This is a genomic window from Micromonospora sp. MW-13 (genome assembly GCF_003434305.1).
Lineage (GTDB): Bacteria > Actinomycetota > Actinomycetes > Mycobacteriales > Micromonosporaceae > Micromonospora.
In genome coordinates, this window is sequence record NZ_QKKX01000003.1 from 21,279 (window position 1) to 33,504 (window position 12,226).

Annotated in this window: 17 protein-coding genes; all 17 read left to right on the forward strand. The window is 69.4% G+C overall.

Features of this window, described 5'->3' with window-relative positions; genetic code table 11:
- Nucleotides 1-64 precede the first annotated feature (64 nt).
- A complete protein-coding gene (locus C5N14_RS02000) occupies nucleotides 65-433 on the forward strand; it encodes a hypothetical protein (RefSeq protein WP_117665093.1) in 369 nt (122 codons plus the stop codon).
- A 677-nt stretch (nucleotides 434-1,110) separates the two neighbouring features.
- Nucleotides 1,111-1,479 (forward strand): hypothetical protein, encoded by a 369-nt coding sequence (locus C5N14_RS02005; RefSeq protein WP_117665189.1) that lies wholly within the window; start codon nucleotides 1,111-1,113, stop codon nucleotides 1,477-1,479.
- A gap of 528 nt (nucleotides 1,480-2,007) precedes the next feature.
- Nucleotides 2,008-2,382: a 30S ribosomal protein S12 gene (rpsL, locus tag C5N14_RS02010; protein WP_117665094.1), complete on the forward strand. Its 375-nt coding sequence runs from the start codon at nucleotides 2,008-2,010 to the stop codon at nucleotides 2,380-2,382.
- 1 nt (nucleotide 2,383) lies between these two features.
- Complete coding sequence (gene rpsG, locus C5N14_RS02015; RefSeq protein ID WP_091079418.1) at nucleotides 2,384-2,854, forward strand: 30S ribosomal protein S7; 471 nt, start codon at nucleotides 2,384-2,386, stop codon at nucleotides 2,852-2,854.
- 74 nt (nucleotides 2,855-2,928) lie between these two features.
- Nucleotides 2,929-5,025, forward strand: a complete 2,097-nt coding sequence (gene fusA / locus C5N14_RS02020) for an elongation factor G (RefSeq protein WP_117665095.1) — start codon at nucleotides 2,929-2,931, stop codon at nucleotides 5,023-5,025.
- Between the two features lie 222 nt (nucleotides 5,026-5,247).
- Nucleotides 5,248-6,441, forward strand: a complete 1,194-nt coding sequence (gene tuf, locus C5N14_RS02025) for an elongation factor Tu (protein WP_117665096.1) — start codon at nucleotides 5,248-5,250, stop codon at nucleotides 6,439-6,441.
- A 354-nt stretch (nucleotides 6,442-6,795) separates the two neighbouring features.
- Nucleotides 6,796-7,104 (forward strand): 30S ribosomal protein S10, encoded by a 309-nt coding sequence (gene rpsJ / locus C5N14_RS02030; RefSeq protein ID WP_007073037.1) that lies wholly within the window; start codon nucleotides 6,796-6,798, stop codon nucleotides 7,102-7,104.
- Nucleotides 7,105-7,115: 11 nt separating this feature from the next.
- A complete protein-coding gene (gene rplC / locus C5N14_RS02035) occupies nucleotides 7,116-7,781 on the forward strand; it encodes a 50S ribosomal protein L3 (protein WP_117665097.1) in 666 nt (221 codons plus the stop codon).
- Nucleotides 7,778-8,428 carry a 50S ribosomal protein L4 gene (gene rplD / locus C5N14_RS02040; protein ID WP_117665098.1) on the forward strand — a complete coding sequence of 217 codons (651 nt, stop codon included), beginning with the start codon at nucleotides 7,778-7,780 and terminating at the stop codon, nucleotides 8,426-8,428. Before rplC ends, rplD begins: the two co-directional genes overlap by 4 nt.
- Nucleotides 8,425-8,727 carry a 50S ribosomal protein L23 gene (gene rplW, locus C5N14_RS02045; protein WP_117665099.1) on the forward strand — a complete coding sequence of 101 codons (303 nt, stop codon included), beginning with the start codon at nucleotides 8,425-8,427 and terminating at the stop codon, nucleotides 8,725-8,727. Before rplD ends, rplW begins: the two co-directional genes overlap by 4 nt.
- Nucleotides 8,728-8,739: 12 nt before the next feature.
- Nucleotides 8,740-9,579 carry a 50S ribosomal protein L2 gene (gene rplB, locus C5N14_RS02050; protein WP_117665100.1) on the forward strand — a complete coding sequence of 280 codons (840 nt, stop codon included), beginning with the start codon at nucleotides 8,740-8,742 and terminating at the stop codon, nucleotides 9,577-9,579.
- Between the two features lie 12 nt (nucleotides 9,580-9,591).
- Nucleotides 9,592-9,873 carry a 30S ribosomal protein S19 gene (gene rpsS, locus C5N14_RS02055; RefSeq protein WP_007073032.1) on the forward strand — a complete coding sequence of 94 codons (282 nt, stop codon included), beginning with the start codon at nucleotides 9,592-9,594 and terminating at the stop codon, nucleotides 9,871-9,873.
- Nucleotides 9,874-9,913: 40 nt separating this feature from the next.
- Nucleotides 9,914-10,372, forward strand: a complete 459-nt coding sequence (gene rplV / locus C5N14_RS02060; RefSeq protein WP_117665101.1) for a 50S ribosomal protein L22 — start codon at nucleotides 9,914-9,916, stop codon at nucleotides 10,370-10,372.
- Nucleotides 10,372-11,238: a 30S ribosomal protein S3 gene (gene rpsC, locus C5N14_RS02065; protein ID WP_117665102.1), complete on the forward strand. Its 867-nt coding sequence runs from the start codon at nucleotides 10,372-10,374 to the stop codon at nucleotides 11,236-11,238. Before rplV ends, rpsC begins: the two co-directional genes overlap by 1 nt.
- A gap of 3 nt (nucleotides 11,239-11,241) precedes the next feature.
- Nucleotides 11,242-11,667, forward strand: coding sequence for a 50S ribosomal protein L16 (rplP, locus tag C5N14_RS02070; RefSeq protein ID WP_043965519.1), 426 nt, complete (start codon nucleotides 11,242-11,244; stop codon nucleotides 11,665-11,667).
- Nucleotides 11,667-11,903, forward strand: a complete 237-nt coding sequence (gene rpmC, locus C5N14_RS02075) for a 50S ribosomal protein L29 (RefSeq protein ID WP_117665103.1) — start codon at nucleotides 11,667-11,669, stop codon at nucleotides 11,901-11,903. Before rplP ends, rpmC begins: the two co-directional genes overlap by 1 nt.
- Nucleotides 11,900-12,178 (forward strand): 30S ribosomal protein S17, encoded by a 279-nt coding sequence (gene rpsQ / locus C5N14_RS02080; protein WP_117665104.1) that lies wholly within the window; start codon nucleotides 11,900-11,902, stop codon nucleotides 12,176-12,178. The genes rpmC and rpsQ overlap by 4 nt, the downstream gene beginning before the upstream one ends.
- Nucleotides 12,179-12,226 lie beyond the last annotated feature (48 nt).

Here is a 12,226-nt window from a genome sequence, read left to right on the forward strand (position 1 = left end):
TCGACGACCGGTCTGCTCCCCACGGACGCAGCCGGGCGGCCGGCGGGCGGGGCATGATGGGGGCATGACGACCGCACCCGGGCCGGCGCCCGTCGCGCAGCCGGGGCCGCGCCATCCGCTCGACCCGGACCCGGTCCGTTCCAGCAAGGCCCGCGCGGTCTTCGCCCTCGGCCTGATGGGCGCCCTAACCGGGATCTTCGTCGGCGGGGTGGTGCCGGCGACACTCGCTCTGGTGCTCGCCCGGCAGGCCCGCCGGGAGGCGTACGCCTCGGGGGGCTACCTCACCGGCGCCGCCTGGCTGCGGCGGGGGGAGCGACTGGCCTGGACGGGCCTGGTCCTGTTCGCGGCGACCGTGGTGGTCGCGGTGGTGATCGGCGTGGTCCGGCTAGCCGGGGAGCCGTTCGGGCACGACTACGCGCCGAACATGGACTGACCGTCCCGGGGGATGCCTCCCCGCCCACCCACGGGGGGTGGGGCGGCGGCGGTAGCCTGGCCGGTGTCCGTCGCGCGGCGGTGGACACCGACCGGCGACAGGAGGACCTCGTGACGGAACCGGCGCGGCCCTCGGGCGACCGGGCGGAGCCGCCCGCCGCGCTCCCGGACCCGGCCGGGTCCCCGGCGGCGCCGGGAGGGAGCCCGTGGGCCAGGCCGGCCACCGAGCCCCGGATCGCCCCGGAGGTCGCCTCCGTGGAATACGCCCCGCCTCCGGTCTCCCCGCCGCCCGCGTCGGTCGGGAGCGCCGGGTCCGTCCCGGCGAGCCCCGGTCCGCACCCCGGCCCCGGTCCGCACCCCGGCCCCGGTCCGTACCCCGGCCCCGGTCCGTACCCCGGTCCCGGTCCGTACCCCGGTCCCGGTCCGCACCCCGGTCCCGGTCCGCAGTTCGGCGCCGCGCCGCAGCCCGGTGCGTCACCCGGCGGTGAGCGGCCGGCCGACCCCGGCCCGTACCCGGGGCAGGCGCCCTGGTCCGCGCAGCCGGCGTATCCCGGATCGGGGCCGGTGGGACGTCCGGGCCAGCCGACGGGTGCCGCCTGGGGCGGGCCGGGCACCGGCTGGGGGCGGGTGCCCCCGCCACCGCGGGAGGCCCCCCGGCCGCCGAAGCGGGTCGACCCGGTGCCGGGCACCCCGTTCGGTGTGGTGCACCTCGACGTCCCCCCGGTCACCTCGGGGCTCGCCGTCGGCTCCCTGGTGGCCGGGATCGCGTCGGCCCTGATTTCGCTTCTGGTGGTCTGCCTGGGGGCGACCGCCGGCACCCAGGGGGCCTGGGCCGCCGGGGTGTTCGCGGTCCTCGGCGTCCTGGCCGGCACGGCGGCGGTGGTCGCCGGCCTGCTCGGCACGCGGCAGATCCGGCGGCCCGCGTCGCCGCCCGCGGTGCGCTTCGCCGGCCGGGGCCTGGCGGTGGCCGGGATCAGCTGCGGCGCGACGGGTCTGGCACTCAGCCTGCTGGGCCTGGGCCTGGCGCTGCTCCTCGGCCTCGGCTGAGCGGGCGGCGTCGGCGGAGGGCCGGGGCGGGGCCGGGTGACGCTGGTCCCGGCCCTGGCGGCGGTCGTACGGGGGCGACGGGCCGGGTCCGGCGGGAGCCGTTACACTTGTCTCTGTAGGTGCTCGTCGCGGATGGGCAGGCACGACGGTTCGGCCGGCAGGGCGGTGACGCCGATCTCCGGGACCGCCCCGTTTTGACCTGTGCGGCTGTGATAGGTACTCTTCCCCCTTGTGCCCGGGCCTGCCCGGGCAACTCGTGCGTGCGCTGGACCCGGACGACCGGTGATCGCGCGGCGACACGACAGAGCCAAGGACCCGGCGCGCGGCCATCGCGTGCCGGCGACAGAAAACCGGTGCGCGCGCGAGCGGCGGTGCCGGGACCGTGAGCTGGGCGACACGCCCGACCGCGGGTGTCGGGACCATCGCAAGGTGGCCTCGGCCGGAATGTAGGAGAGCCTTCCCATCAGGGCTGGCTACGAGTAGACGGCGCGGCCGCCGGATGGCGGCCGAAGGGAGCGGAGAAACCCGGTGCCCACGATTCAGCAGCTGGTCCGAAAGGGCCGCCAGGCCAAGACGACCAAGACCAAGACCCCGGCGCTGAAGGGTTCCCCTCAGCGGCGCGGTGTGTGCACCCGCGTGTACACCACCACCCCCAAGAAGCCGAACTCGGCGCTCCGCAAGGTCGCTCGTGTCAAGCTCAGCAGCCAGATCGAGGTGACCGCCTACATCCCGGGCGTGGGTCACAACCTGCAGGAGCACTCGATCGTGCTTGTTCGCGGCGGCCGGGTGAAGGACCTCCCCGGCGTCCGTTACAAGATCGTTCGCGGTTCGCTGGACACCCAGGGTGTCCGCAACCGTAAGCAGGCGCGCAGCCGTTACGGCGCGAAGAGGGAGAAGAGCTGAGATGCCGCGTAAGGGACCCGCTCCGCGGAAGCCGCTGGTCGCTGACCCGGTGTACAACTCGCCGTTGGTCACCCAGCTGGTGAACAAGATCCTGCTGCGCGGCAAGCGCCAGCTCGCCGAGCGCATCGTGTACGCCGCCCTGGAGGGCTGCCGCGAGAAGTCCGGCACCGACCCGGTCGTCACCCTCAAGCGGGCGATGGACAACGTCAAGCCGACCCTCGAGGTGCGCAGCCGCCGCGTCGGTGGCGCCACCTACCAGGTGCCGGTCGAGGTTCGTCCGGCTCGCGCGACCACCCTCGGTCTGCGCTGGCTGGTGACGTACTCCAAGGCCCGGCGTGAGAAGACCATGGTCGAGCGGCTGATGAACGAGCTGCTGGACGCGAGCAACGGTCTGGGTGCCGCCGTGAAGCGGCGCGAGGACACGCACAAGATGGCCGAGTCGAACAAGGCCTTCGCGCACTACCGCTGGTAACACCCTGGTTCCGGCGCCGCGAGGCGCCGGAACCGCCACCAGTTGTGTCGAGACGACGATAAGTAGGGATTGAAGTGGCCGCCGCAGACGCGCTCGCCAACGTACGCAACATCGGCATCATGGCGCACATCGATGCCGGTAAGACCACCACCACCGAGCGGATCCTCTTCTACACCGGTATCACGTACAAGATCGGTGAGGTCCACGAGGGCGCTGCCGTCATGGACTGGATGGAGCAGGAGCAGGAGCGTGGTATCACCATCACCTCCGCTGCCACCAAGTGTGAGTGGAAGGGCCACACGATCCAGATCATCGACACGCCTGGTCACGTCGACTTCACGGTCGAGGTCGAGCGGTCGCTGCGGGTGCTGGACGGTGCGGTCGCGGTCTACGACGGTGTGGCCGGTGTGGAGCCGCAGACGGAGAACGTCTGGCGCCAGGCCGACAAGTACGACGTCCCGCGGATGTGCTTCGTCAACAAGCTCGACCGGACCGGCGCCGACTTCTTCCGCTGCGTGCAGATGATGATCGACCGGCTCAACGCCACCCCGCTGGTGCTCCAGATTCCGATCGGTGCCGAGGCCGACTTCATCGGCGTCGTCGACCTGATCGGCATGCGCGCCCTCACCTGGCGCGGGGAGACCCAGAAGGGTGAGGACTACGCGATCGAGGAGATCCCGGCCGACCTCGCCGACTCCGCCGCGGAGTGGCGCGAGAAGCTGATGGAGACCCTGGCCGACGTCGACGACGCGGTGATGGAGAAGTACCTGGAGGGCGAGGAGATCTCCGTCGAGGAGATCAAGGCCGCCATCCGGCGCGCCACCATCGGCGGCAAGGCCAACCCGGTGCTCACCGGTACCGCCTTCAAGAACAAGGGCATCCAGCCCATGCTCGACGCGGTCGTGGACTTCCTGCCGTCGCCGCTGGACATCCCGGCGATCGAGGGCACGGCCACCGACGGCGAGACGCCGCTGCAGCGGAAGCCGTCGAAGTCGGAGCCGTTCTCCGGCCTGGCCTTCAAGATCCAGACCGACAAGCACCTCGGCAAGCTCACCTACGTCCGGGTCTACTCCGGCGTGGTCGAGACCGGTACCCAGGTGGTCAACTCCACCAAGGACCGCAAGGAGCGGATCGGCAAGATCTACCAGATGCACGCCAACAAGCGGGAAGAGCGCGGCTCGGCCCAGGCTGGCGACATCATCGCGGTGCAGGGTCTGAAGCAGACCACCACCGGCGACACGCTGTGCGACCCGGCGAACCCGGTCATCCTGGAGTCGATGACCTTCCCGGAGCCGGTCATCGAGGTCGCCATCGAGCCGAAGACCAAGGCCGACCAGGAGAAGCTCAGCACCGCCATCCAGCGGCTGGCCGAGGAGGACCCGACCTTCCGCGTCAAGCTGGACGAGGAGACCGGCCAGACGGTCATCTCCGGCATGGGCGAGCTGCACCTGGACATCCTGGTCGACCGGATGCGCCGCGAGTTCAACGTCGAGGCGAACATCGGCAAGCCGCAGGTGGCGTACCGCGAGACCATCCGCCGCAAGGTGGAGAAGATCGAGTACACCCACAAGAAGCAGACCGGTGGTTCCGGCCAGTACGCCCGGGTGATCGTCAGCCTGGAGCCGCTGCCGCTGGACAACGACTCGCCGACCTACGAGTTCGCCAACGCCGTCACCGGTGGCCGCATCCCCCGGGAGTTCATCCCGTCGGTGGACGCCGGCGCCCAGGACGCCATGCAGTACGGCATTCTGGCCGGCTTCCCGCTGGTGGGTGTCAAGCTGACGCTGCTGGACGGTCAGTACCACGAGGTGGACTCGTCGGAAATGGCGTTCAAGGTCGCCGGCTCGATGGTGATGAAGGAGGCGGCCCGCAAGGCCGACCCCGCGCTGCTCGAGCCGATGATGGCCGTTGAGGTCACCACTCCCGAGGAGAACATGGGTGACGTCATCGGCGACCTCAACTCCCGCCGCGGCATTATCCAGGAGATGGAGGAGCGCAGCGGCGCCCGCATCGTGAAGGCTCTGGTGCCGTTGTCGGAGATGTTCGGCTACGTCGGCGACCTGCGGTCGAAGACGCAGGGCCGGGCTAGCTACAGCATGCAGTTCGACTCCTACGCCGAGGTGCCGCAGAGCGTGGCGAAGGAGATCATCGCCAAGGCGACGGGTGAGTGACGCTCACCTGAGCTGACCGGATGATCCGGGGTCGGTCGCGGGAGGGTATCCCCGCCCGCGGCCACCTCGGTCGGGTTGCGTGAGACCGGGCCTGTAGGCTTCATCGCCGCAGAACCCACCAAAGCTCTCCGGCCGCGAGGCCGGAAAGGCTGTCGACAGAGTCCTAAGCGCCGACCTGGCGCGCCGGGGCGAACGAACCAAGAAGTCCACAGGAGGACACCAGTGGCGAAGGCGAAGTTCGAGCGGACTAAGCCGCACGTCAACATCGGCACCATTGGTCACATTGACCACGGTAAGACGACGCTGACGGCGGCCATCACCAAGGTTCTGCACGACCAGTACCCGGACCTGAACCCGTACACGCCGTTCGACGCGATCGACAAGGCGCCGGAGGAGAAGGCCCGCGGCATCACGATCTCGATCTCGCACGTTGAGTACCAGACCGAGTCTCGGCACTACGCGCACGTCGACTGCCCCGGGCACGCCGACTACATCAAGAACATGATCACCGGTGCCGCGCAGATGGACGGCGCGATCCTGGTGGTCGCGGCGACCGACGGCCCGATGCCGCAGACCCGCGAGCACGTGCTGCTGGCCCGTCAGGTCGGTGTGCCGTACATCGTCGTGGCGCTCAACAAGAGCGACATGGTCGACGACGAGGAGCTCCTGGAGCTCGTCGAGCTCGAGGTCCGCGAGCTGCTCTCCTCGCAGGAGTACCCGGGTGACGACCTGCCGGTCGTCCAGGTCTCCGCGCTGCGGGCGCTCGAGGGCGACCCGGTCTGGACCGAGAAGCTGCTCCAGCTGATGAGCGCGGTCGACACCGCGATCCCGCAGCCGGCGCGCGAGACCGAGAAGCCGTTCCTCATGCCCGTCGAGGACGTCTTCACGATCACCGGTCGTGGTACCGTCGTCACCGGTCGTGTCGAGCGTGGCGTGCTGCTCCCGAACGAGGACGTCGAGGTCGTCGGCATCCGCGAGAAGGGCTTCAAGACCAAGGTCACCGCGATCGAGATGTTCCGGAAGACCCTGGACGACGCCCGCGCGGGTGAGAACGTCGGTCTCCTGCTGCGTGGCACCAAGCGCGAGGACGTCGAGCGCGGCATGGTCGTCATCAAGCCGGGCACCACGACCCCGCACACGGAGTTCGAGGCGACCGTCTACATCCTCTCGAAGGAAGAGGGCGGGCGGCACACCCCGTTCTTCCAGAACTACCGTCCGCAGTTCTACTTCCGGACCACGGACGTCACCGGCGTCGTCACGCTGCCCGAGGGCACCGAGATGGTCATGCCGGGCGACAACACCACGATGACCGTGAAGCTGATCCAGCCCATCGCGATGGAGGACAACCTCAAGTTCGCGATCCGGGAGGGTGGCCGTACGGTCGGCGCTGGTCGCGTCACCAAGATCATCAAGTGAGCTGGGTAACCCCGATTAGCGTTGCCGCCGGGCGTGCGGCATACTAGTCAGGTTGCGTAACGACAGTTCGTCGCCCGCGTCCGGCGTCCGCTGGACCTCCGGGTCGTTGAACAGTCGCGCGTAGGGTGGTTGGCCTGTCCCTGGCGGCCAACCACCCTCGCACGGCGTCCAGGTCGCGGTGACGCGATCGGCGCCATGACCCACCGCGCGGTCAGCAGAGCTCCGGAGTCCCGGGGCGGAGCCTGGTCCGAGGGCGCGACACGCCCGACCGCGGGGGTCGGCGGAAGTGGGCCTGTGCCAGCCGGCACAGGTGCCCGCGACACAGCGGCATCGAGAGAAGGAACAGAAGCCACCATGGCGGGACAGAAGATCCGCATCCGGCTCAAGGCCTATGACCACGAGGTCGTCGACTCGTCGGCTCGGAAGATCGTCGAGACGGTGACGCGTACCGGGGCGCAGGTCGCTGGCCCGGTGCCGCTGCCCACGGAGATCAACCGTTTCTGCGTCATCCGCTCGCCGCACAAGTACAAGGACTCGCGCGAGCACTTCGAGATGCGTACGCACAAGCGGCTGATCGACATCATCGACCCGACCCCGAAGACGGTCGACTCGCTCATGCGCCTCGACCTGCCGGCTGGCGTCGACATCGAGATCAAGCTGTAGGGACCGGACAAATGGACAGGCAAGTCAAGGGGATCCTGGGCGCAAAGCTCGGCATGACCCAGGTCTGGGACAACAACCGTGTTGTCCCGGTGACCGTGGTTCAGGCCGGCCCGTGCGTCGTCAGCCAGGTTCGTAGCGCCGAGAAGGACGGTTACTCCGCGGTCCAGCTCGCCTACGGCACGATCGACCCGCGCAAGGTGAAGAAGCCGGTCAGCGGGCACTACGCGAAGGCGGACGTGGCGCCGCGCCGGCACATCGTCGAGCTGCGCACCGCGGACGCCGCGGACTACTCGCTGGGCCAGGAGGTCACGGTCGAGCAGTTCCCGGCCGGCGTCAGCATCGACGTCACCGGCAAGACCAAGGGCAAGGGCTACGCCGGCCCGATGAAGCGGCACGGCTTCCACGGCCTGCGCGCCAGCCACGGTGTCGAGCGCAAGCACCGCTCGCCGGGCTCGATCGGCGCCTGCGCCACCCCGGGTCGCGTCTTCAAGGGCACCCGGATGGCGGGCCGGATGGGTGGCGTTCGCTACACCGTCCAGAACCTGACCGTCCAGGCGGTCGACACCGAGAACAACCTCCTGCTCGTCCGTGGTGCCATCCCCGGTCCCAAGGGCGCGCTGGTCCTGGTCCGCAGCGCGGCCAAGACCAAGGCGAAGAAGGGCGGTGTGGCCAAGTGACCACCGTTGACGTCCTCAACGTCGAAGGCGCCAAGAGCGGCTCCGTCGAGCTGCCGGGCGACATCTTCGACGTCCAGGCCAACCTCTCGCTGATGCACCAGGTCGTGGTGGCCCAGCTCGCGGCGGCCCGTCAGGGCACGCACAAGGCCAAGACCCGCGGCGAGGTCGCCGGCGGCGGCAAGAAGCCGTACAAGCAGAAGGGCACCGGTCGGGCCCGCCAGGGTTCGATCCGCGCGCCGCAGTTCGCCGGCGGTGGCGTGGTCCACGGCCCGGTGCCGCGCGACTACAGCCAGCGGACCCCGAAGAAGATGAAGGCCGCCGCCCTGCGTGGCGCCCTCTCCGACCGGGCCCGCGCCGGGCAGGTGCACGTCGTCGAGGCGTTCGTCTCGGGCGAGAAGCCGTCGACCAAGGCCGCCCTGGCCACGCTGGCCAAGCTGACCGAGGCCCGCCGGGTCCTGGTCGTGCTGAGCAGCACCGACGAGCTGAACTGGGTGTCGCTGCGCAACGAGCCGCGGGTGCACCTGATCGAGGCCGGCCAGCTCAACACGTACGACGTGCTGGTGGCCGACGACGTGGTCTTCACGAAGGACGCCCTGGACGAGTTCCTCGGTGTTCCGGCCGAGGCCACCGAGGAGGGTGACAAGTGACCACGATCGCCGATCCGCGTGACGTAATCTTCGCGCCGGTCGTCTCGGAGAAGAGCTACAGCGAGCTGAACCGGAACTGGTACACCTTCCTGGTGCACCCGGACGCCAACAAGACCGAGATCAAGATCGCTATCCAGCAGATCTTCAACGTCCGCGTCCTGACGGTCAACACGCTCAACCGCGAGGGCAAGCGCAAGCGCACCAAGACCGGCTTCGGTCAGCGCAAGGCCACCAAGCGGGCGATCGTCAAGCTGGCTGACGGTGACCGTATCGAGGCCTTCGGCGGCCCGGTCAGCTGAGGGGTGTAGACAATGGCTATCCGTAAGTACAAGCCGACGACGCCGGGCCGGCGCGGCTCGAGCGTCGCCGACTTCGCCGAGATCACCCGGTCGACGCCCGAGAAGTCGCTGCTGGCGCCGCTGCCGAAGAAGGGTGGGCGCAACGCCCACGGCCGGATCACCACCCGGCACCACGGTGGCGGGCACAAGCGCCAGTACCGTCTGATCGACTTCAAGCGGGTCGACAAGGACGGCATTCCGGCGAAGGTCGCGCACATCGAGTACGACCCGAACCGCACCGCGCGCATCGCGCTGCTGCACTACGCCGACGGCGAGAAGCGGTACATCATCGCGCCGAAGGACCTGAAGCAGGGCGACGCGGTCGAGTCCGGCCCGGGCGCCGACATCAAGCCGGGCAACAACCTGCCGCTGCGCAACATCCCGGTCGGTACCACCATCCACAACGTGGAGCTGCGTCCGGGCGGCGGCGCCAAGCTGGCCCGCTCGGCCGGCGTCGGCATCCAGCTGCTCGGCCGGGAGGGCGTGTACGCCACCCTCCGCATGCCGTCCGGTGAGATCCGGCGGGTCGACGTGCGCTGCCGCGCCAGCATCGGCGAGATCGGCAACGCCGACCAGTCGAACATCAACTGGGGCAAGGCCGGCCGGATGCGGTGGAAGGGCAAGCGCCCGACCGTCCGTGGTGTCGCCATGAACCCGGTCGACCACCCGCACGGTGGTGGTGAGGGTAAGACCTCCGGTGGCCGTCACCCGGTCAACCCGCAGGGTAAGCCCGAGGGCCGCACCCGTCGCAAGGGCCAGCCGAGTGACCGGCTGATCGTCCGCCGTCGCTACGCCACGCGTAAGCGCGGCTGAGGGAGATAAGACATGCCTCGCAGCCTGAAGAAGGGCCCGTTCGTCGACGACCACCTGCTCAAGAAGGTGGAGACGCAGAACGACAAGGGCTCGAAGAACGTCATCAAGACCTGGTCGCGGCGCTCGACGATCATCCCCGAGATGCTCGGCCACACGATCGCCGTGCATGACGGACGCAAGCACGTCCCGGTGTTCGTCACCGAGGCGATGGTCGGGCACAAGCTCGGCGAGTTCGCGCTGACCCGCACGTTCAAGGGTCACGAGAAGGACGACCGGAAGAGCCGCCGGCGCTGACGCCGCGGGCATACGGATAGAGGAACAAGGGGTTACAGCGATGCCAGGAAAGGGCGACGCTCCGGTGCTTCCGGGCGCGCGGGCGATTGCGCGGCACGTGCGCATCTCGCCGATGAAGGCGCGCCGGGTGGTCAACCTCGTCCGCGGCCTGCCCGCGAAGGAGGCGCTCACGGTGCTGCAGTTCGCGCCGCAGGCTGCGAGCGAGCAGGTGTACAAGGTGCTCGCGAGCGCGATCGCGAACGCGGAGAACAACGAGCGGCTGGACCCCGATGCGCTGCTCGTCAGCGAGGCGTTCGTCGACGAGGGCCCGACGATGAAGCGGTTCCGGCCGCGGGCGCAGGGCCGGGCGTACCGGATCCGCAAGCGCACCTGCCACATCACCGTGGCGGTCGAGGCGGTCGCGCCGGCCGCGCCGAAGAAGTCCGCGGCGAAGAAGGCCACCCCGGCGAAGCAGGCCGGGGCCGCTGAGCCGGAGAGCAAGACGGAGGGCGCCGAGTAATGGGTCAGAAGGTTCACCCCACTGGGTTCCGGCTCGGCATCTCGACCGACTGGAAGTCCCGCTGGTTCGCGGACAAGCTCTACAAGGACTACATCGGCGAGGACGTCAAGATCCGCCGGATGATGTCCAAGGGTCTTGAGCGCGCCGGCATCTCCAAGGTCGACATCGAGCGCACCCGGGACCGGGTCCGCGTCGACATCCACACCGCCCGGCCGGGCATCGTCATCGGCCGCAAGGGTGCGGAGGCCGACCGGATCCGCGGCGAGCTGGAGAAGCTCACCGGCAAGCAGGTGCAGCTGAACATCATCGAGGTGAAGAACCCCGAGTCGGACGCGCAGCTGGTCGCCCAGGGCGTCGCCGAGCAGCTCTCCAGCCGGGTCAGCTTCCGTCGGGCGATGCGCAAGGCGATGCAGTCGGCGATGAAGAACCCGGTCTGCAAGGGCATCCGGGTCCAGGTCTCGGGTCGTCTCGGCGGCGCCGAGATGAGCCGGACCGAGTTCTACCGCGAGGGTCGGGTTCCGCTGCACACGCTGCGGGCCAACATCGAGTACGGCTTCTTCGAGGCCCGTACCACCTTCGGCCGCATCGGCGTGAAGGTCTGGATCTACAAGGGTGACGCGGTGCCGGGTCGGGAGACCCCGTCCGAGGCGCCGTCGCGCCCGCGCCGTGAGCGTGGCGACCGCCCCGAGCGGCCGCGCCGTGGTCGGTCCGGCTCGTCCGGTACGACCGCCGGTGGCACCGAGGCCGGGCGGGCTGCCGCGACCACCATCGCGCAGCAGGCTGAGACGCCGAGCGGCGAGCCGGTCGACAGCGCTGCTGTCGCCTCGGCCGCTTCGACTCCGGCAGAAACGCAGCAGGAGGGCTGACAGATGCTGATGCCGCGCAAGCCCCCGAAGGGCTTCCGCAAGCCGCACCACCCCGACCGCCACGGCGCGTCCAAGGGTGGCAACCGCGTGGTGTTCGGCGAGTTCGGGATCCAGGCTCTCGAGCCGGCGTACGTGACCAACCGGCAGATCGAGTCGGCGCGTATCGCGATGACCCGCCACATCAAGCGTGGCGGCAAGGTCTGGATCTCGATCTTCCCGGACCAGGCCCTGACCAAGAAGCCGGCCGAAACCCGGATGGGTTCCGGTAAGGGCTCGCCCGAGTGGTGGGTCGCCAACGTCAAGCCGGGGCGGATCCTCTTCGAGATGTCCTTCCCCAACGAGCAGATCGCGCGAGAGGCGATGCGTCGCGCGATCCACAAGCTCCCGATGAAGTGCCGCATTGTTACGCGCGAAGTGGGTGAATCCTGATGGCAGCGGGCGTTAAGGCCTCCGAGCTGCGTGAGCTCTCCGAGGAGGAGCTGGTCACGAAGCTGCGCGAGGCCAAGGCGGAGCTGTTCAACCTCCGCGTGCAGGGCGCGACCGGGCAGCTGGACAACAACCGGCGGTTGCAGGTCATCCGTCGGGAGATCGCCCGGATCTACACGATCATGCGTGAGCGCGAGCTGGGTCTCTCGGCCGCGCCGACTGAGGTGACTGCATCATGAGCGAGAACACCACCACCGCCGACGCGCGGGCCCGCCGGAAGGTGCGTGAGGGCCTCGTGGTCAGCGACAAGATGGACAAGACCGTCGTCGTCGAGGTCGAGGACCGGGTCAAGCACGCGCTGTACGGCAAGATCATGCGCCGGACCAGCAAGCTGAAGGTGCACGACGAGCAGAACGCCGCCGGCATCGGCGACCGGGTCCTGATCATGGAGACCCGGCCGCTGTCCGCCACCAAGCGTTGGCGGATCGTGGAGATCCTGGAAAAGGCCAAGTAGCGAAGGCTCGATCTCGCCCGGCTTCAGTCGGGCGCGGGTTCCGCCAGG

Coding starts and splice junctions, on each gene's coding strand:
- rpsC (WP_117665102.1), top strand. CDS start 10,372: ATGGGTCAGAAGGTTCACCCCACTGGGTTCCGGCTCGGCATCTCGACC.
- rpsQ (WP_117665104.1), top strand. CDS start 11,900: ATGAGCGAGAACACCACCACCGCCGACGCGCGGGCCCGCCGGAAGGTG.
- rplB (WP_117665100.1), top strand. CDS start 8,740: ATGGCTATCCGTAAGTACAAGCCGACGACGCCGGGCCGGCGCGGCTCG.
- rpsS (WP_007073032.1), top strand. CDS start 9,592: ATGCCTCGCAGCCTGAAGAAGGGCCCGTTCGTCGACGACCACCTGCTC.
- rplC (WP_117665097.1), top strand. CDS start 7,116: ATGGACAGGCAAGTCAAGGGGATCCTGGGCGCAAAGCTCGGCATGACC.
- rpsG (WP_091079418.1), top strand. CDS start 2,384: ATGCCGCGTAAGGGACCCGCTCCGCGGAAGCCGCTGGTCGCTGACCCG.
- rplP (WP_043965519.1), top strand. CDS start 11,242: ATGCTGATGCCGCGCAAGCCCCCGAAGGGCTTCCGCAAGCCGCACCAC.
- rpmC (WP_117665103.1), top strand. CDS start 11,667: ATGGCAGCGGGCGTTAAGGCCTCCGAGCTGCGTGAGCTCTCCGAGGAG.
- rpsJ (WP_007073037.1), top strand. CDS start 6,796: ATGGCGGGACAGAAGATCCGCATCCGGCTCAAGGCCTATGACCACGAG.
- rplV (WP_117665101.1), top strand. CDS start 9,914: ATGCCAGGAAAGGGCGACGCTCCGGTGCTTCCGGGCGCGCGGGCGATT.
- C5N14_RS02000 (WP_117665093.1), top strand. CDS start 65: ATGACGACCGCACCCGGGCCGGCGCCCGTCGCGCAGCCGGGGCCGCGC.